General features: G+C 48.0%; 9 protein-coding genes, 1 pseudogene and 2 CRISPR repeat arrays. Of the genes and pseudogenes, 1 reads left to right on the top strand and 9 read right to left on the bottom strand.

The window, feature by feature from the left end; genetic code table 11:
* Window positions 1-13 precede the first annotated feature (13 nt).
* The 7 genes and pseudogenes from drmC to drmD all read right to left on the bottom strand — a co-directional run bounded on the left by drmC (window position 14) and on the right by drmD (window position 16,505).
* Entirely contained in the window at window positions 14-835 is an 822-nt protein-coding gene (drmC, locus tag J0L70_RS23535; protein WP_287456101.1) for a DISARM system phospholipase D-like protein DrmC, read from the bottom strand.
* Window positions 828-2,702 (bottom strand): MrfA Zn-binding domain-containing protein, encoded by a 1,875-nt coding sequence (gene drmB, locus J0L70_RS23530; RefSeq protein WP_287456100.1) that lies wholly within the window; start codon window positions 2,700-2,702, stop codon window positions 828-830. The genes drmC and drmB overlap by 8 nt, the downstream gene beginning before the upstream one ends.
* Window positions 2,699-6,085 (bottom strand): DISARM system helicase DrmA, encoded by a 3,387-nt coding sequence (drmA, locus tag J0L70_RS23525; protein WP_287456099.1) that lies wholly within the window; start codon window positions 6,083-6,085, stop codon window positions 2,699-2,701. Before drmA ends, drmB begins: the two co-directional genes overlap by 4 nt.
* Before the next feature lie 182 nt (window positions 6,086-6,267).
* Window positions 6,268-8,057: direct repeats of the CRISPR family, unit length 37 nt; unit sequence GTTTCAGTCCCGTTGCCGGGATTTGAGGGTTTGATCG.
* Window positions 8,058-8,366: 309 nt separating this feature from the next.
* Window positions 8,367-8,780: pseudogene (locus J0L70_RS23520) on the bottom strand (PIN domain-containing protein).
* On the bottom strand, window positions 8,770-9,021 hold the full coding sequence (locus J0L70_RS23515) for a hypothetical protein (protein WP_287456098.1): 252 nt from the start codon (window positions 9,019-9,021) through the stop codon (window positions 8,770-8,772). Before J0L70_RS23515 ends, J0L70_RS23520 begins: the two are co-directional and overlap by 11 nt.
* 138 nt (window positions 9,022-9,159) lie before the next feature.
* A complete protein-coding gene (locus J0L70_RS23510; protein WP_287456096.1) occupies window positions 9,160-13,128 on the bottom strand; it encodes an Eco57I restriction-modification methylase domain-containing protein in 3,969 nt (1,322 codons plus the stop codon).
* A gap of 77 nt (window positions 13,129-13,205) precedes the next feature.
* Window positions 13,206-16,505 carry a DISARM system SNF2-like helicase DrmD gene (gene drmD / locus J0L70_RS23505; RefSeq protein WP_287456094.1) on the bottom strand — a complete coding sequence of 1,100 codons (3,300 nt, stop codon included), beginning with the start codon at window positions 16,503-16,505 and terminating at the stop codon, window positions 13,206-13,208.
* Window positions 16,506-16,669: 164 nt separating this feature from the next.
* Between drmD and J0L70_RS23500 the strand changes: the two genes are divergently transcribed.
* Entirely contained in the window at window positions 16,670-17,863 is a 1,194-nt protein-coding gene (locus tag J0L70_RS23500) for an SAVED domain-containing protein (RefSeq protein WP_287456093.1), read from the top strand.
* 28 nt (window positions 17,864-17,891) lie between these two features.
* Window positions 17,892-19,003: direct repeats of the CRISPR family, unit length 36 nt; unit sequence GTTTCCGTCCCCTTGCGGGGTAATGAAGTCCTGAAC.
* Window positions 19,004-19,399: 396 nt separating this feature from the next.
* Here the strand turns inward: J0L70_RS23500 and J0L70_RS23495 are convergent.
* Window positions 19,400-19,990 carry a Uma2 family endonuclease gene (locus J0L70_RS23495; RefSeq protein ID WP_287456092.1) on the bottom strand — a complete coding sequence of 197 codons (591 nt, stop codon included), beginning with the start codon at window positions 19,988-19,990 and terminating at the stop codon, window positions 19,400-19,402.
* A gap of 73 nt (window positions 19,991-20,063) precedes the next feature.
* Window positions 20,064-20,654, bottom strand: a complete 591-nt coding sequence (locus J0L70_RS23490) for a Uma2 family endonuclease (protein ID WP_287456091.1) — start codon at window positions 20,652-20,654, stop codon at window positions 20,064-20,066.
* Between the last annotated feature and the right edge of the window lie 27 nt (window positions 20,655-20,681).

The raw sequence follows: 20,681 nt of genomic DNA, 5'->3' as shown, positions 1-20,681 counted from the left end.
AGTTTTTGATGTTCTATTTGTTAAAAAAGCGATTGAGGGGCTTCAACTGTCCAGACTGCACTAGCCGCTCAAATTGCAACTTCATGCCTTTTGCAGCACTTTGATCTTTTAGCAAAATGCCTGCTTCTAGATTGCGTTCGTGAGCAGCTTCGGTGAAATTTGCAGAAGTCACGAAGAGAAACTGTTCATCTACGATCACACACTTAGCATGAAGGCAAGCTTTTGGGCCTTTGGTTTGAGCAACTGATCTGGGGTCGTAAAACACTTCTGGAAGTCGGTTCCCGCACCAAATTCGATACTGAAATGTTTGAGCAAACTCTTGGACTAATGCAATCTCTGACTTTTGACTACCAAAGGTGCGCTTGATATTCAAAAACATTCTTACCCTTAGCGTTGGGATCTGATCCATTCGTGCTGCAAGAGTTGAAAACAGAATTTGTCCCTTCGTATCTGTATCGAGTGCATAGCTGGCAATCAGAACACTGTGAGTTGCTCGATCGAAGAGTTCTTGCACCACAATATGAGTATCTCGACTTTCCATCCCCGGTGTTTCTAACCCCGTCCAAACCAACTCAACGCGATCACGCTGTTTCTGAATCGATTGACGCTCCGCGATCGTAAGGTTCAGCATATATGTGAGATGCTGAACTGTCATTCCTTGCTGATAAAGCGTATTCAGTTCTAATGCGATCGTGCTGGTTGAATCCGCAGGGATATAGGCTGATAGAGTTGCAGGATGAACTGGAAATGAGAAACGTCCGGTTTCTAATGCTGTGATCAAACTGACCAGAGCCGGATAACTCAAATTTAGAAACGGAGAATCTGTCTTACCCATGCTCCGGGAAGAACGCACTACCCGCGTTCTCAACTGTATCAACGACTAATGCTCGATCGAGAAATTCATTATTGCGCTCACAAGAAGTTTCAGCGATTAGTAAACATCCATGACAGGCTGCACCATGTAAGAAGCGTTCTTCGTGAGTGTCAGCAGGTTTATGCTGAGCACAAACCGGATCATTTGAGCAGAGTTTGCCAAGCTCTAATGCACTTTCTAGAAGAGATTCAATACGTTTGCCAACTTGAACTAATCCACCTAAAGTTCCTTCTGAGCCTGATGAACCTGTGTACAGAAGAATGCCATAGCCAGAGCTACCTGCGTAAATTCGTTCTCGAATCGCGCTGGCGGAGTAACCACATTCTAGGGAAACAGCAGTGATTAAAAGATGAGATAAAGAATGCAGCATAATGTAAGGCATTCCAGGGAAAAGGAGCTTACTTGGATCAAGTCCTTTTCGCTCTATCCAAGTATTGAAACCTCTTTGCAGGTCTACACCTCGTTTTCTGACTGCATCGAGTTCCTTCCACGTATGGATAGCATCTGGGCTGAATGAGATGAATACACCTTCGCCTTTGTTCTCGATCGCTGGAAACCAGTTTAATTCTCGACCCAATGCAGCCGTTTGAACATTAAGCTGTAGTTCGCCATCGATATCTGCTAGGTTAGGTTCAAATCGGGTGAAGCCAATTTGAGCCGTTACTTCTCGTAAACGATGAACAAGAACGATGCGATCAATGCGATCGCTCAACTTTGAATTGAGATTTTCAATCGAGCGATTTCGAGCATAGAAATTGCTTTCTGGAATATCTTCACCAATTTCATTTGGCTGAGATAGTAATGTCTCGATTTCGACTTGCTTAATGCTTTTATCAGCGAGTTTGACCCCATTCCGGCGACGCTGTACTTCTTCCCAAACTGCATCATCACTGAAGCCTTGTAAAACGCTGGTTGCTAGAGGAGTTTGGCGTAGAATCTGGAGCATCTCTAAGCTCTGAGCAACTTGCAAAACGCTATCATAGACCTGATTGACAGCATCTCGTAATTTTTGATTTGAGTCAGGCAGCGAAATCACGCTCAAGGATTGAGCAAAGTAGGCATTACTCGCAGAACGAACGAGCAAGCGGCTGTAATAGGGCTTGTTCTTCTCTGGATCAATACATTCCTCTTGATCATGGATGCCTAACCAGGGACGTTTCCCTTCACATTTTCCTAGAGCTTTCGAGTTTGGGAGAGTCGCATCAGAGAGGGGACGACGAGCGCCGCATTGCTGGCATCGAACAAAGATATCTGCAAAGTCATTACTGGCTCCACCTTCATCGAGCCAGAGTGAACCTTTACGGTTGGTGCAGCCAGAATTGTGTTGAACGAAGGCTCCCCAGTTAATATCGCTAATATGACCATTCGGGCAGGCTTGAACAAAGCGAACTGGAACAACGGGGCATTTCTTCTTGTTTTGATCGACGTATCCACCTCGATAGATTTGTCCGTAGGGAATGAGGGGACGGGTTCGGTAGATTTTGCCGGTTTTGGATTCCCAAGTGTCGTCAGTCTGAGCGACAAACCAAGTTGGAAATAAGAAAGCTTTGATACCAGTTTTTACTCCCAACTGATCTTGGCTATTGTCAGGGGGAGTGAATAGTTTAATTGTGGTGAGATCGGGATAGTGATGTTTGAGGCGATCGTAAATCTTGGCAGTGAGGCGTTCTTCTAAAATTTCATTGCGCTCTGGTGGAAATCTCCAGTAATTGAGTCCGCCAATGAGGACAGAGGCTTCTGGTAAGTCAACCATTGAACCAGGCCCGTAGGTCGAGAGAACTTGGCTCTGGCGAATTTCACCATCGGGTGGACGCTTTTTAGATTTCATGATTCATCCTCCAATTCTGCACCATCGGGATTCACAATCCAGAGATTGACGGATTGTTCGACATCGCGGAGACTTCGTTGTGCCCTGAATTTTGGCTGTTTGCGGGATTCTGGGTCAAGGGGATCGTAGAGTAGCGGCGGGGCTGCACCTTCTTCTTGTTGGTATTGCAGTTTGCCTTTCTCTTCCGCAAGATGTGACCAACTATCGAGGAGATCAATCACGGCGCTGCGAAGTCGGATGCGTTGTTCTTCGATCTCATCAGAGGAGCGATCTTTGTCGTGGTTTTCGGCTCGGCGTGAGAGTGCTTCTGCTACGAAGTCGAGTTCATCTCGGTGATTGAGAATCGCTAACGCATTGTGTGGAGCCGTGAGTTTGTCGCACCCGAGTCGAGCCAGTCCAACTGAAACTCCTGCTAATCCTCGATCGATAGCGCGAGGCGAAAAGGGGGTAACGCTGGTTGCTTCTACAGCACGGTAGAAGGTGTTGTGCCAGGATTGGAAACGCTCATAGTATGAGCGATCGCGAGGACGATGAATATTCATCAATGTGATCACCAATCCTGGGCGGTCTTCATCGCGTCCAACTCGGCTTGTGGCTTGGATATATTCAGCCGTTGTTTTGGGTTGACCGAGAACGACCATTAAGCCAAGGCGAGTGATGTCAAGACCGACAGAAATCATGTTCGTGGCAAGAACAACATCGACAGCGCGTTCTTTGCTGTGGAAAGTTCTTTCTAGCTGACCTTTGGATTCTGCGACTTGGCTGGTGCTGACTCGTGAAGTGAGTTCGATCGGTTCATCGGTGATAGTGCGATCGACAAATAATCCTTCTGGCTCTGTGATGCGTTTTTGGGTGCTGTAGGTTGCGAGACGTGATTTTACTTCGTCCTCTACAATGCGGCGACTGCCTCCGAGTTCTCTGAGAGAGTTGAAGTAGCCGAGTAAAGTCATATAGGGATCGACTGGGTTAGATTTATTCTTCGCGCCGCCGGATTCTTCCCAGAGCTTTTGGGCAGCACCAAGAAGAACAAGGTAAGAGCGGAGTAGGACGACTTTGAGGCTTCGACCTTGTCCTGCGATTCCAACATAGAGACGAGCATTTCGCTCAGTGGCAGAAACCGTTTTTGCAAAGAAGGAATCTCGGCGATCGGGGCCGGGTGGTGGAAAGACTTCGACTAGTTCTCGACCAAACAGGGCGCGAATTTGCTTTGTTGCACGGCGAACGGTTGCGGTCGAAGCAACAATTTTGGGTTTGATGGTTTTGCCGTTCACTTCTTGAGAACATAGGTTTTCGATGACTGTTTCGTAGAGTCCGACCATTGTGCCTAAGGGGCCTGAAATGAGATGTAGCTCATCTTGAATGATGAGATCTGGGGGTGGAAGAGGCTTTTCGAGCTTCTGAGTGCCTTTGGACTGAGGTGTTGCTGCACCATAGAATCCACTGTTGTCATAACTGGTAACTTTGCCAAATAGGGAAGCTGTTCGTCCGACCCAAGGCAGGTTTGCGAATTTATCAACGGTTGAAATGATGAAACAAGGGATGCGACGATAAATTGCTTCGTCTACCGCAACGATTGGCAGTTTGTTATCGCCTCGGAAATCACATCGACGATTGAGACAAGAGACTTCTAAATCAAGAGGGTGATCTTCTGACGGTTTGAGTCGGAAGGACTCTTTTTTGAGGGCATGACCACACCAAGGACATTTATCGATCGGGATTGGAGCGGTGGTGGTTTTACCTTCTTTGAATTCGCGAGTGCGGTGTCGGGCAGTGCCTTCTTTCTTGTCACCTTTGTGCCCCATTTCATTTGGGGTTGCGCCAAGCCCGACCCATAGCCCAATTTCAAAAGGATGCACACCGAGTTTGACGGGATCTTTTTGGCGTTCTAGTTCTAAAGCACAAATGAGTGTTGTGGCTCGACTGAGTTGATCGAGCGTGAGCAGTCGTAGCGTGTAGCGCATGAGGACGCTCATTCCGGCTCCTTGAATGCCAGGGTTTCGCAGGCGACGGAGAACGAGAGTAAAGGCTGCTAGTCCTAAATATGCTTCGGTTTTACCGCCGCCTGTTGGGAAGAAGAGAAGGTCAACGATTTCACGATCGCGGCTTTCGGGTTGAGCAATGCCGACGAGATTCATTAAGACGAAGGCAAGTTGGAAGGGTCGCCATTTTGGAGGTTTGATATCTTCGGGTTGGAGATCGCTGCCGTGAGTGAGGCGACGACGGATTGCAGTTGCGATCACACAATTGGCAAGTTGGAATGCTTCGAGAACTTGTGGATCGTCTAAAGCAGCGAGTCCGGCAGCAATTCGTTGATTAACAATGGTGGCGCGGTGAAGCAAATCACGAGCGGTAATGGGGCGTTGATCATTTGCGTTTGTGGGTTCTGGAATGGGTTGGGCTGCAATCCAGTCTGCATAGGCTTGCACCATTGGGCTAATTTGGGCGCGCACTGCATCGGCAGAGTTTGCTTGTGCGATCGCTTCCATTGATAGCTCGACTGGGATTTCTTCATTGGCGATCACTTTTTCAACTTCTGCGGTGGGCATCCAAGCTGTTTTGACTTCGGTGCAAGGGAGGGTTGGATTGGCCAGTACAGAAACGTTGTGTCCGACTGCGAATTCGTAATCTTGGCGAAATTGCAGGTCTGCGATGCGTTCGTCATCGTCTTCGATGCGATGGGTGCGGAGGTCGGGACGAGGGACGAATCCATTGGGAGTTTGAACGGTTAGCTGAGCTTGGAAGATGTAAGCTGCATCTCGTTTACTATCGGTTTCGGGACGGCGATGGTTGACGAGAAATAGAGAAACGGCACGGGTTCCAGTTGGGAGTTTGTCGGTTCCGGTGACGGGGCGGACTGAGAGGGAGAGTTCTAAGCCGTTGCTATCGGGTAGTGCGATCGTAGTCGGTGCAGGTTGGTTGGAGAGAGGCACAGTGAGGCGACGGCGTTGTGGAGTGCGTTGCCACGGGGTTGAAGTGCGTTCTTGGAGAGCGGTTTCGGCGTGATCGGGGGCTTGTTCGATCGAGTGGTAGTCGCCCCAGGTGATTTCGACTTCGATAGATTGGGTTTGGGGGGTGACGAGGAAGCTTAAGCCGATCGAGGAGGGGAATAAGCCTTTACGGGCGGATGCCATTTCGGGCGTGTTTTCTTCGTCACTTGCACTAGAGGATTCTAAGAGGCTGAGTTGATCGTTGCCGTCGGGGGTGCTGCGGTCTTCGATGCTGGCTTCGTAGGGGACAAGAAATCCAGTGAGATACCACTTTGAAGGGGCTTGAGAAAGGATCTCAGTTTGGTAGTGGTCGTTGTCGGTTGGATTAGGCCCGATTAGGTCGAGGCGGAGCGCTCTAACTAAGTGTTCACGCGCCTCGGCGGAAGAAGTCAGCATGAGTTTTAGGGGGCGATGGGAAGGCTGTATCAATATTCACCCTACATTGTGTCGCATCCGTATCATTTTGGATAGAAACTTCGATAAGAGTGGCTATTTATACTGCAAACTTAGAGGGACTCGATCGCTCTATTGAATGAATATCCGAAACAGCGCAAGCAGGGGAATTTTGGCTTGATGAGGTTTCAGTCCCGTTGTCGGGATTTGAGGGTTTGATCGGTGATTCTCTGGTTGAGTTTTGGATGACCAACAACATTCGTTTCAGTCCCGTTGCCGGGATTTGAGGGTTTGATCGTAGGAACCCATAAAGCTTATCCTGCAAATCTAAGTTTCAGTCCCGTTGCCGGGATTTGAGGGTTTGATCGATTCTTCGTCTGATTCAGTAGGAGAAGACGAGTAATGTTTCAGTCCCGTTGCCGGGATTTGAGGGTTTGATCGTAGCTAGTTTGTAAAGGGTAAATGAAGGTGAGAAAGTTTCAGTCCCGTTGCCGGGATTTGAGGGTTTGATCGTTGGAAATGTAGATGTAGACACTTCTGCATTATTGTTTCAGTCCCGTTGCCGGGATTTGAGGGTTTGATCGGTGAGTGGATAATAAGGCAGAATGCGATTTTCAATAGTTTCAGTCCCGTTGCCGGGATTTGAGGGTTTGATCGCGTTGATAACGTGTTCAAGGGTTGGATTCTGCATAAGTTTCAGTCCCGTTGCCGGGATTTGAGGGTTTGATCGTGAAATTCAAAGATACTCCCCAACTCTAAATAACTTGTTTCAGTCCCGTTGCCGGGATTTGAGGGTTTGATCGCCTTGCTTTTTTGAAGCTTGTATTCCTCAATTCAAGTTTCAGTCCCGTTGCCGGGATTTGAGGGTTTGATCGAACCGTCTATTGTATACGTTTGTGATATTCATCACAGGTTTCAGTCCCGTTGCCGGGATTTGAGGGTTTGATCGTTTAAATTATGCAGAGCAAACTTCTAAAGATTTAGAGTTTCAGTCCCGTTGCCGGGATTTGAGGGTTTGATCGTTCCCGCCGGAGCTTCGGATTCGGGAGTGTCCCGATGTTTCAGTCCCGTTGCCGGGATTTGAGGGTTTGATCGACAAGGGCAACCCGTTTATAAGGTTTCAGGAGGACAGTTTCAGTCCCGTTGCCGGGATTTGAGGGTTTGATCGATCTCAAAATCCCGATCGAGATCTGGATCTGCCGCGTTTCAGTCCCGTTGCCGGGATTTGAGGGTTTGATCGACTAAATCAGCGATCGCATTCTTCGCCAGTAGCTAATGTTTCAGTCCCGTTGCCGGGATTTGAGGGTTTGATCGCTTTGAAGGGACGATCGCGCAAAAGCCAACAACTGGTTTCAGTCCCGTTGCCGGGATTTGAGGGTTTGATCGCTTATTCCTGCCCGCACACCCCGCTAGAATCGCTCGTTTCAGTCCCGTTGCCGGGATTTGAGGGTTTGATCGACATGCGTGTTTGCACACCCGATCGTGATGGCGGGTACAATTGGTTTCAGTCCCGTTGCCGGGATTTGAGGGTTTGATCGAAAGGACTAAAGCTTACCTTGAAAGACTGACAAGCGTTTCAGTCCCGTTGCCGGGATTTGAGGGTTTGATCGACCCCCAAGGGTGTAATTGTCCGGCATTCCCACGGGCGTTTCAGTCCCGTTGCCGGGATTTGAGGGTTTGATCGGGGAGAAAATTTGCAATCAGTACTTAAACGAATGATGGTTTCAGTCCCGTTGCCGGGATTTGAGGGTTTGATCGGCAGCAACTCACCTCTCAAATCCTTCCTCACATTGGTTTCAGTCCCGTTGCCGGGATTTGAGGGTTTGATCGTTGAAAACTTCCATCAGCATTATGCTTGAAGATTTGTTTCAGTCCCGTTGCCGGGATTTGAGGGTTTGATCGCAGTACCTTTTGGACGACCAGCACCGTCTCTTTTACGTTTCAGTCCCGTTGCCGGGATTTGAGGGTTTGATTCCGCCATCTGAAAGCCCCACTGAATAAGGGGTGTAGAACTGATTTTGGCAAAGGTGATTTCAAAGTTGATTTCAGCCTTTATTTCTACCACGATGGCGATATTCTTAAAGCCTTAAACTATTGAATTGTCTTGGTTCTAGGCGTTTGGCAAACCTCCCAGGATTTTCGACCCCGCTTCGCTTTGCCAAAAACTTGTGCTGATTATAGAACGATCGATAAACTCCCCCTCAAATCTTTCTAAAAAGTTCAGCATTGGACGATCGTCAATCTCGATCAAATCGTTTGAGGAAAGCTTGGTCGGTGAATTAGATTACTGAAAGGGATTGATAATTCTAACGGCTTGATTGATGAATTGATTGTGCTGCATATCTTCTGAATAGACGATCGAACAATCATTGAGAAGTGCAGTCGCAAGAATGAGGCTGTCCCAGTAAGCGTAATTGTAGCGATCGCTAATTGTCAGTGCAGTAAGAACGGATTGCGGGTTGATATCAACAACTGGAATGTCCTGGATGATGAGCTAAACGATGTTGCTACTGTCTGTTTTGCTGAAGAGTTTCTTACGAGTTAGCACATTGTATAGTTCGCCCAAAACTTGTGTACTGACAATCAGCGATCGTCCAGAACTGCTAATGAGATCTGCAACGGCTTGGTATTTCTCTTGTGGATTTTGTGTGTAGAAGTAAACCCAGAGATTTGTATCCAGAAATACTTTATCGGTCATAAAGCTCGTCACGGTCGAATTTATAGTCTGCGGGAAGTTTAGCAGAATATTGTTTCGACCTCTCGACAAATCGGTTAATTCTGGCTTGGGCTGCTGCTTCAGATTCGGTTTGATCAGCTTGATACATTGAGTCAGCGTCTAGAATAATGATCTTCAATTTCTTGCCTTCTAGTTCTGGACTCAGTTCTTCCTGAAGAACTAACTGCCCATTTGAGAGTGTTGCATTTAGAATCGTAGTCATAGTTCATTAGATTGCTACTAGTTTTCCGGATTGACGGTATATCGTTAATCGATCGTAAGTTACGGGTCAACGTAATCTCATCCTAAGTTACGACATATCAGAAATTACCTAATTTTAGGAATTGTTGATAACAAAAACTCAGGTGATTTCTAGATTCAATTGTTCAGAGGTTTGATTTTTAAGGGTTTCTGATTTCTTACCTCTAGTTTTTTGTCCCTTAGATTTTTTCTCGGCTCGATCGCCACCTAAGATTTCTTGCTGGTGGCGCTGTTGGTTGAGGTCGAGGAGGCGGGCGAGGACTTCATCGTGCAGGGGTTCTGCCCAACGGTAGCGCCAAGGTTTTTTGCGTTTGCTGGTGCTGTCGGGGTCTTCGTCTTCGTAGTCGAGGCGGAATTCGCAGTCGGTGGGGAGATCGTGCCAGCCGTAGGCATCTAGGACGGCTCGATCAAGCTTTTCATGCAGGTCGCGCAAAGTGAGGATGTCGGGATCGGTTTCGTTGGGGTCGTGGAAGCGGTTGTAGGTGTCGGTGAGTCCTTGGTTGTTGCGAATCATTAGCTCGGCGCGGTATTCGTAGTATTGTTTGCCGATGGTTGCGAGGGTTGGATCGGTTTCCCAGTTTGGGGGAAAGGGGAAAGTTTGGAAGCAGTCTGAGGGAGTGTAGACAGGATCATCTTTCATAGAAGAGCCAAAGAAAATAGCCCAAACCTCATGTATGCGTGAATGTAAAGTCGCAAAAGCTGAGTATTGAGATAGAGCAAAAACAACTAACTTCTGGTCAAAGACGTAGTGAGGAGCTAGAAATGTAAATGTTCTATATTTGCTTGTCTGAGCACAAACCAAAACGCGATCGAGAGGTGAGATCGCTCTAAACAATGCTGGTGTGGTTTCACCAAATCGCCACCAGTAACGTGCCCGAATCTCTCGTTTTTGTCTAAGTCGTTCCGGCTTAACTTTGTCTTCAACGATCGCCATCAAGTCAGGATAGTTTCGTGCCTCATCTTCACTCATTTCTCCAAAATTAATAACATAGCGGCGATGAGAATGAGTTGGACTACTGTTTACTTCTTCACCACCAATGTAAGGAAAGATTCTTTGAGCATTGCATTGATCTTTCTCAATTAGTCTGTTCATCTCACTTATCGAAGATGCATTTTCATTTGTAGCATCGAAAGTAAAACCAATTCCTAAAATAACACTGCCCTTAAAGCTCTTCTCAGCATTCGCTAACAGCACTTTTGGATTCTCACTATCGCCTTTGGGAAATAGAAAAGCAGAAATCAGTGGAGCTTCCTTTCCATCTAATTGTTTCGTGCCGTTGTACTGTCCTTTGAACACATTGATCACACTCACAACGACTGCTGCTTGCCCTGCCCATCTCACGCGCTTCTGAGCATGATAGATAGTTCCCTTATGCTGACAAATCCAGCGTAGTCCCGTCGATCGAGTATCGCCTTGAGCAATGGTATTCGTCGCAATCAATCCGAACGTTCCGCCTTGCCGCAGTAAATCAAACGATCGACGGAAAAAGTAAGCTACTAAATCAGAATTACCATGAGACTCTGGATAGTTCTCTTTTAGCCATTCTAGATAGTTCTCTGGATTGCCATTGATGATCGTGTTCTTTCCAGCAAAAGGCGGATTTCCGATAATGCAATCAAATCCAGGATTTTCTCGATCGAACACTTCAGGAAACTCGACTTCCCAATTAAACGGAACAACCCCTTTCTGATTTCGCAACTTCCAAGCGATCGAGCTAATTCCAAAATCCGTCGCATTGTTGCCCACATTTTCAGAACCCTGCGATCGCCAATGTCCAATCAATGCCGCATATTCTGTCGATCGCTCCTGTCGCTCCTTCTTACTGCTGCCCTCAAAAAACGCCGAAATCATCAGATCCGAGGTCAATCGAGCCTCTTTAATTGCTCGTTCCGCATCTTGCCACTGTTCCCGTTTGTGATCATCATCCGCATCACTGCGCGTATCATGCGCTTGAATCTCAGACCGGAATGATTTTGCTCGATCGACCTGTTGCGTAAGTAACTGCATTAAAGGTAACTCTGCATTCGGATCTCTACCAAACGAACCAATCTCAGCCTTTCGCAACCCAATCAAAGAATCCCCACACTTCAGCGCATGATCCAGAAACGTAAACGGCAACGCCTTCGACAACGTAAACAACCACAGCGACAACTTCGCCAAATTCACCGCAAACGGATTCTTATCCACCCCATAAATACACCGTTGCGCCACCAACCGCCGCGCATACGACAACGGATCTTCCCCCTCCGGAAGCTCAACAGGCAACCCTTCACGATTCCAAGCCTCAACCAGCGCTTCAGCTAACTGCTGACAAGCCTCGACCAAAAACGCCCCCGACCCCATCGCCAAATCACAAACTTTCAACTCCAAAATCTGTGCCGCAGTCGGAATCTCTCCCAACCCTTCAAAAATCGGTCGCAACGTCGTTTCTACGATCGGTTGCGTTAACTTCCGAGGCGTATAGTGCGATCCCGATCGTCTACGCTCCTCAGTCGGCTGTAAATAGAATGATCCTACATTTAGCAAATCCAGGGTTCGACTTGATCTTTTTCGCCCCAGTGCAGCAGCTAACTCTGTTGGGTTTGTTGCTTCTTTAACCGCTTTTGCAGTACTACCTGATAACTCACAATTTGCCCATTCTTTGAGCAACTTTGCGCGATCACTGCTCTTTGCTGCTAACAGTGCCTCTACATCAATTACTACAGTCGTCGAAATCTTCGATCCCTTGGGTTTACTATTTACCCCGATCGATAAACTTGTCGATCGCTCAACCGTATAGCCCATAATCCCTTCATAAACAGACCCAATGTTAGAAACGTCCAAAGACCTGTAAGACAACCGCTCCCCATCTAAAATGAGTAACTTATCCAGCATCCGATAAACCACACCATCAGGAATTCGAGGCACTTCATACCGTCCATCAGTTCGTCGGTTGTTCCCTTCCAAAAATGGATACTCACTCGGATCAAACAATTGCCCATGTCGAGCTGGCAAATATTCAGGAGTCGCCCCGCCCCCGTCATACACCAATCGAAACAAACTCAACAACCAAGCCCAAGCCCCATAGCGATCGTCCATCGTATCGGGATAGTTCCCCGCATCTTCTCGCAGTCGCTCATACAATCCACTCACCGAGTAGTAGCACTGATACACAGGCTCATCCGGCATCAATCCCTCATCCTCGGCATACAGCAAAAACACCAGCCGCATCAACGTTGTAATCAGTCCCCCATACAAATGCGTCGGATCTTCAGCCAGTAAAGTCTGATTCACCGCAGCATCCGCCATCTGAAACCCACGCAACAGTTCCCACAGCGCATCGACAACTTGATCAGCCAGCTTTTCCGAAACTTCCGATTGATACTCCCGACTCTTTTCCAGAATCTTTGGCAATCGTCGATCGCTCGACACACCAAACAATCGATCCGCACCCAGCAACAGTTCCATTGCTCCCAAAATCAACCGCCCAGACACCTGCGACATCACCTCGATCGGAAACGTCAGATGTCCCGAAGATTCTCCCCTCGGCGCATAAACCAATCGAAGCTCAACCCCATTCCACAAAATCCCAGTCGGAATCTGTGTTTCTCTCAGCAATCGCTCAAATCTCTGGTGTACCGTTGCTTTCCACCCCTTCTCAGCATCCGGCAAAAAATCATCCAATTTCTGTCCCGGCATCACCGTTTGCACCAGCATGATCCAGTCTTTACTATCTGGATCTCTCACCCCATAAGTCGGCTTCAGTATCTCCCCATACTCCGGCAACGGCACAGCCATCTCCTCTGGCAAATCCGTCACCAAATCCTCCGGTAGCCACTCCAGCACATACTCCGCCAACCGTGGAAAGTCCACACAGTCCCGCCATCCTTCTTCTCCCTGCATCGTTGAGAATTCCGGTGTCGCCAACTGTTCCAACAAAATCTGCAATCGTTCCTGAAGTTTGACCAGTTGAGATCGATCAATCGTCGCCTCCGCACTCACCAATGCTACCGGAGACACCACCAACCCCACAGGCTGCAAGAGTCCCAACCATTCCCGATGCTGCAAAATTTGAGGATCGATCGCCATAACACTTCTCGACTAAAAAACTTCTAACTCTTACTCCCCTTCTCCCAAGCTTGGGAGAAAAGGCTGGGGGATGAGGGCTAGTTCGACACCGGAACCAAATACACCAATCCCACAGGCTCAATCCGAGTCGCCTTCACCTGATAAATTTCCTCAATCCGGCGTGGCTCATCTTCAATCTCCGTCTCTAATTCCTTCAACCTGCGCTCCCAATGTCGGCGATCAGCTTCAAGCTGCTGCGTTTCTTCAAAAAGCTTGAGTTGCACATTCTTCGATTTCTGTTCCAAAATGCGATCGCGCTGTTCAATCAACAACTGCCGCATTGCCTCCGCTTCTTCCTGTCCCCGTTTGGTCAACTTCTCACTCGCTCGCTTCGTCAGCACCTGCGCCCGGTCTTCTAGCTCAGACAGCAATTCTCGAACATCTTGCGCCGCACAGTCTTGTAGCCGTTCAGAAACGCCTTGTGAAACCTCTCTCAATCGCGGTGTGATCAACGAGGTCTCTAGCAGTGCCAGCACATCTTTTTTCTCACCCTCCGTCAGAGCCTTCAACTTCCGTCGTCCTCTCGCTTCAGGTGCGATCCAATCTGCCGCGATCGCAACGATTTCATCATGCAGTCGCGATGCCCGTTCTCCATACAAAGACAACCGCCCCAACACAATGACTTTCGGAATTGGATCATCCGTCAAGCACACACAAGCACGAGTCAATTCGTTATGCACAAACCCTTGCGCCAAAAATCGCCCTAGTAATCTCTGTACTAATCGATGTTCTAAATGCAGGTGAACTACTTCCCCATCCAATGTCCCTGGATCTTTGAAGACCACAGGACGCACAGGATTTTCATTGCGCCAATCCCAGAGCTTTTGTCCCGGTTTCCGCAACGGTCGCAAACTATCTAAAATCCCTGCCCAAAGCGGATCATCTGTCATCGGCACAACCCATTTTGTGCGATCGAGATCTGCGATCGCATCTTGAGAATTCATCGGTGCTAATCCCGAAGCTCCCAAAAGCTCCAACGAAACGGACAACGCATCTCTAAAATGCTGGTCACTCAGTCCTAACCATTGTTGCGAATTGGTGAGAATCCCTTGCAATTCTTCTTGCTGCTTATGCAACTTCTGTACTTCAGGTCGAATCGCTTCCAACTCATTCAAGATTGTATCTTTGCGCTCTACATTCTCATCAACCTGCTCTAAAGCTTGAGTCAGCGCTGGCACTTCACGCGATCGAATCCCTCCATCGAGTAACTTAGACACCTGCCTCTCCACGACAGGCGACAAGCTGCCTAGCTCCTCTTGAATCGTTGCTGTCTTTCGCACCAAAACATCTAGCACTCGATCCTCTGGTCGCTGAGGCAGCACAAAATAGTAGCACCGCACCTCTTTCTCACGTTGCAGCTTACGATCGATTCTGCCATTGCGCTGCTCCATCCGGCTCGGATTCCAAGGAATATCAAAATGGAACAAATCCGCACAGTAATTTTGTAAGTTCACCCCTTCTCGTGCCGCATCTGTCGCAATCAAAATTCTCAACGGATGCCGCTCTGGGTCAAAATTAAACGCTGCTTTAATCGCTTCGCGTGAATCCTCACCCATTCCCCCATGAAATGCTCCAATCCGACGAAGGTCTAGGTCAGAATCGGCGATCGCATTTCCTAACTGCTGTTCCAAATAGCGTTTCGTATCCAAGTACTCGGTAAAAATCAGCATCCGCCGATGATTCCACTTGGCTCCCACTTCTCCCAAATCAGGGCATTGATGTTTCCGAATCCATTCAATCAACCGTTTCATTCGCGAATCGGGCTGATATCGTGCCGCTTGTGCAATCCGTTCCATTTCCGCCAACAATTCCAACTCCCGTGGCGTAATGTCTTGATTAATCTGCTGCGTTGCCCGTGTCATTTGAGCATCTTCTTCCGCCTGAATTTCCGCCTCTGCAAATTCAGCCCGATCGTCATCCGCTCCTGGAGCCTGCACCAATAGATTAAACGGTGTACAAACCCTCGAATTTCCCTCATCCCCTAGCCCCTTCTCCAAGCTTGGAGAAGGGGAACCAGAGTTCTTGCCACCCTCTCCAAGCTTGGAGAGGGGTTGGGGGTGAGGTCGAAACGTCCCTCCAATCTGCTTTTGAGCCTGTTTATCAATTGCTTTGCGATGCACATTCAATGTCCGCGCAAACGCCTCGATCGACGACAATAGCCGCTTCTGCAACGAAGTAATCACCAAACTCGCAGTATTTTGAACCGACTTTGGCGCATCTTTGAGCCGTTCTTCGCGCTCCCGTCGATACTCCTGTAACAATCCTGCCAATGCTAGCTCTGGCGCATCTTTTTCTAATCCATCAATCACGATCGGGATCACTTCCCGTTTCGGAAAATCGCTTGTATTCAACTCCCGAATATCCCGCTTTAGTCGTCGCACCATGACTGCATCGAGTACCTTCTTGTTTTTAACAGGCACACCTCGACAAAACCGTTGCGGGTCAAGCATTTCCAGCAATGCCGCAAAACTATTTGAGTGTCCATTATGCGGAGTCGCCGACAGAAATAACTTATGCTCAAATCGTGGTGCAAGTTCTCGAATCGACTTCGTTAGCTGAGAATCGATCGCATATCGTGATCCACTTGCCGGAGCCGCATTATGCGCCTCATCCAAAATCAACATCGACCCCGGCGCAAACTCTTTCAACCAATCTCTCAACGGAGCCGCATACGTCTCATCCCGAATCAGCGCATGAGAAATAATGAATCGAGTGTGCGTCGTCCAGGGATTAATCCCATACCCCCGCTCTCGCCGCCTCACTGCTACAAATTCGCGATCGACAATCTGAAACAGCAATCCAAACCGACTTTCCATTTCACTCTGCCACTGCCGCACGACTGAAGGCGGACAAGCAATCACGACCCGCCGTATTTTCTGCCGCATTAGCATCTCACGCAGAATCAATCCTGCCTCGATCGTCTTTCCTAGTCCCACATCATCTGCAATGAACAAGGACACTCTCGGCATCAGCAATGCTTTTCTCAATGGTTCTAGCTGATATGCCTTGACTTCAATCCCTGCCCGATAAGGAGCCTGAAACAGCTTCGGATTTGTCGAAGTGACACAATTCCATCGCAGTGTATGTAAATAAGCCGAAAAGTACCTCGGATTATCAAATCCTCGCTTTGCGACCAATTCCCAAGACGCATCGCCTAAAATCTGTGCATCCCGTTCCCGCTCCCAAAAGACCTCAAGCATTTGCCCTTGAGCATCGTCTTCTAGGCAGGACAATGAAACCTGTGTATCACCTCCCATTTCACGATGAGAGATGACATCTTCGACGAGGTACTGCCGCGATCGCAGGTACACAATTTGACCAGTAGCAGGGGATTGCACGGATGAAATCTGGTAGTTTTTTCACTTTATGTTACACGGTAAGATACGGGCATCAGGAAAGATCCGACCTTCATCTAGGTCAATTAAGCCTTTGATCAGAAGAATTTACGCATCGACTCTGATAAGTATTAAATACTACTCTCTTACCTGAATTCTCATCCATCATGCTAGACACATCCGCAATTTCTGTTTTCTTTTCCTACTCCCATCGCGATGAAGCTTTGCGAGATGAGTTAGCAAAGCATTTGAAATTACTAGAGCTAGAGGGTGTAAGTACCTTTTGGCACGATCGCAAAATTACAGCAGGGGATGAATGGGAAAATCAGATTGAACAGTACCTCGAATCATCCCAGATTATTTTGCTTCTGGTTAGTGCTGACTTTATGAGTTCGGACTATTGCAACCTGGAAATGAAACGAGCAATGGAGCGACATGAAGCAGGAGAGGCAAAAGTTATCCCGATTATTCTCAGACCTGTGAGCTGGAAAACTGCCCCATTTGCAAAGTTACAAGTTCTCCCCAAAGATGGTCTAGCAATTACAAAATGGCAGAATCAAGATGAAGCATTTGAGCAGGTGTCTGAGAAATTACGATCGACGATCGAGCAACTGTCTCTGACTCAGGTCGTTCCTCCGAAGTCGGCTCCTCTAAGTTTATGGGTGCATGGCTGGAGAGAAACAACATTCGATGGAACACCCACAGTGGAGCTAGATTGGACGAAGTATTTTGATCCGGATAGTCCTCGTCGCATTGCCGATCAAAAGATTTGGGATGAGCAGTTGTTTCCAGATCTCATGAGAGCAAAGCAATCTTTTCCATATGGTTCGCGGGTTCAGGTTTCGGGATTGATGCCTTTGAGTATGGCATTAGCGATCGGGACTCGATTTTCAGATGCAGAACGGTACACGCTCCAAACGCTACAGCGAACAGCCGGAAACAACGTGCTTTGGTCGTCTGATGCGAAGAAGTCGGATGAAACTTTTCACATTGTCCAAGAGCAGGGGCAAGTGGGTGAGAATTTGCTATTCATGCTGGCGATTCGCGATCGTGCAGTCGATGATTTGTTGCAGTTGTATCGGCAGGGTGGGTTTGATTCGATGGTGTATGCGGAGCCTGTTTCGGGAGTGGGAGAGTGCGCGATCGCGTCTTCTGCAGATGCGGTTGCTTTAGCGATCGATGCGATGCGGTTGATCAATGAGTGTCGTCGTCGATATCAGGCGCAACGGGTGCATTTAGTGTTGTATTGTCCGATGGGATTTGCGCTGTTTTTGGGGCAGCGATTGCGGTTTGTGGAAGTGGTGACATATGAATTGATGGATTTGAGCGATCGGACTTATCAGGTTTCGGTCATCCTTTAGTTTTGGTTCTGGAAGTCTCGATCGATTAGTTTCCGTCCCCTTGCGGGGTAATGAAGTCCTGAACCAGTACCATACACTGCGCTATAAACGTTCGCTGGGTTTCCGTCCCCTTGCGGGGTAATGAAGTCCTGAACTCTGTAGTACTGGTTACGCTGTTATTGCAGATTAACAGTTTCCGTCCCCTTGCGGGGTAATGAAGTCCTGAACCAGTCAGGATCCCGACGACCAGCCAGGGGCTGACGATGTTTCCGTCCCCTTGCGGGGTAATGAAGTCCTGAACTTTGAGGAGCTTCGTCGACTAGAAGCTGCATACGAGTTTCCGTCCCCTTGCGGGGTAATGAAGTCCTGAACATTGCCGACCCTTCAAATTCAGATGCAGTTTGCGATTTGGTTTCCGTCCCCTTGCGAGGTAATGAAGTCCTGAACTAGAGAGCAGCTGGTTTAACAGCTAGCGCGCTCTGTTTCCGTCCCCTTGCGGGGTAATGAAGTCCTGAACTTCCACGACCATAATGAACAAGGAGCCTTTGCAAGTTTCCGTCCCCTTGCGGGGTAATGAAGTCCTGAACTTACCTGTCCTTCCGATCGGACTTACTCTTGTTTCCGTCCCCTTGCGGGGTAATGAAGTCCTGAACCGTTGTTTTTGACTTTTCCTTACCAGGCAAAAGCAGTTTCCGTCCCCTTGCGGGGTAATGAAGTCCTGAACTGTTTGGAAAGATGGATCTCTTTGTCGTTTAGACGAGGAGTTTCCGTCCCCTTGCGGGGTAATGAAGTCCTGAACAGACATTGGTAAGTCTATGTCTAACCGGTCACTTAAGGTTTCCGTCCCCTTGCGGGGTAATGAAGTCCTGAACAGTTCTACTGGGGGATGTTCGACTCAGCAAAACAACAGTTTCCGTCCCCTTGCGGGGTAATGAAGTCCTGAACGCTATTCTCTCGGTTCGGTTACGCTGGGTTGCCCGTTTCCGTCCCCTTGCGGGGTAATGAAGTCCTGAACTTGTATTGGTTGCATTTTGCCGTTCTCGGGTTGTTGGTTTCCGTCCCCTTGCGGGGTAATGAAGTCCTGAACAAGTTACCAAAAGGTGGCAATTCTCAGTTGAAACTAAGGTTTCCGTCCCCTTGCGGGGTAATGAAGTCCTGAACCCCGGCACTTTTAAAGTCTTACGCAGCAAGGGTTTGAGACACCAAATCTGGCAGGGTCATTTGTACTTGTCAATAAGGCAGGGTTTATGTCAATAAGCTCTCGGAAAAGGAGCCTGAAACTCTTACCCAGCAAGCGATCTGCTAGGGTCAACGAAACTATGTGGTTTTCAAGGTTCGGACGACCCCCACAGATTTTGGGGTTCTCTATGGTTCAAAGTAAGCAATGTTGCTCATTTGTTCCGCAAAGAAACCAGAGAAATCTAGTTCTTCGTCTCGAATTATACTTCCATTTTTAGAAAAGAAAAGGCGAGAAATCTAAATTCATATTGAAGTAGGAACGTTCAACCACAGCTTACGAAATCTCGATCGTTATCTTGCTAACTTCAGCGATCGCCCCTATTTCTGAATTTCACGCCGAAAGACCCGAACAGCTTCCGCTTTGTCAGTCTGTGCAAGGAGAACACATCGCGTCAAGAGTGCCAAATCTAAATCCTGCAATTCTGGGATTTCACTTTGCTGAATGAGATCGTAGCGATCGCCTCGCAAATGATAAAGCGTGAACACTCCATCTTCCCAGAACCAGACTTCAGGAACCCTTAAAGCTTGATATCGAGCAAGTTTACTAGCTCCGCCGCTCGTAAAAACAACTTCAATGGAAAGATCAGGAGTCGGCTTTGCTCCCCCAATGCAGAAAGACTCATCCGCTTGAGCAGAGGCGACATCTGGTGCTTCTTGCGTCATAGAGCCTGTCGGTTCAAACTCGATTCCCTTCTCCAAGAAGAACGTCATCACGAAGTAACAGATCAAGCGTGAAAAGATTTCATGTTCGCGTCCCGGCATCAGAATCTCAAGCGTTCCATCATAGTAAAAAAGCCTCACTCCCGAAGCCCCTGCAAATCCAGATTGGATCAGCTTAAATTTCTCCCAAGTCAAACCATGATAGACAAGGTACTGATCGATTGCAGATTTCTCAAGAGTGTGCGTCATAGGTCAATCATATGCGGCTCTAACCGCCATTCTACCAGGTCTAGAAATGATGCCACCGTTCTACAAGTAGACCCTATTTCTGAATTTCACGCCGAAAGACCCGAACAGCTTCTGCATAATTGGTCTGAGCGAGCAAAACACATCGAGTCAGAAGGTCGAGATCCAACTCTTGTAGTGCAGGAAGTTCGCTGCGAGAAATACGATCGTAGTGATCCCCCCGCAAATGATAAAGCTGAAACACGCCATCTTTCCAAAACCAAACTTCAGGCACACTCAATGCCTGATATTGCGCCAGCTTATTCTGTCCGCCACTGGTAAAAACCACTTCAATTGACAAATCAGGAACAGGTTTCGGATCACCAATGCAATAAGATTCATCCGCCTGGGCTGAAGCCGTTGCCTCGGCTTCTTGAGCCATCGAACCTGTCGGCTGAAACAAAATCCCTTTCTCTAGAAAGAACGTTTCAATCAAGTATCCAATCAATGTTTTGAAAAGTTCGTGTTCGCGTCCCGGCATCAGAATCTCAAGCGTTCCATCATAGTAAAAAAGCCTCACCCCCGAAGCCCCCGCAAATCCAGCCTGGATCAGCTTAAAGTTCTCCCAGGTCAACCCGTGGTAGACGAGATGTTGATCGGTTGCAGGTTTCTCAAGAATTTGCGTCATAGTTCAAACAAGTCGATCGCTCACTCA

Source organism: Leptolyngbya sp. UWPOB_LEPTO1 (assembly GCF_017302695.1).
GTDB classification, from domain to species: Bacteria; Cyanobacteriota; Cyanobacteriia; order Leptolyngbyales; family Leptolyngbyaceae; genus Leptolyngbya; species Leptolyngbya boryana.
This window is presented reverse-complemented; position numbering and strand designations above follow the sequence as displayed.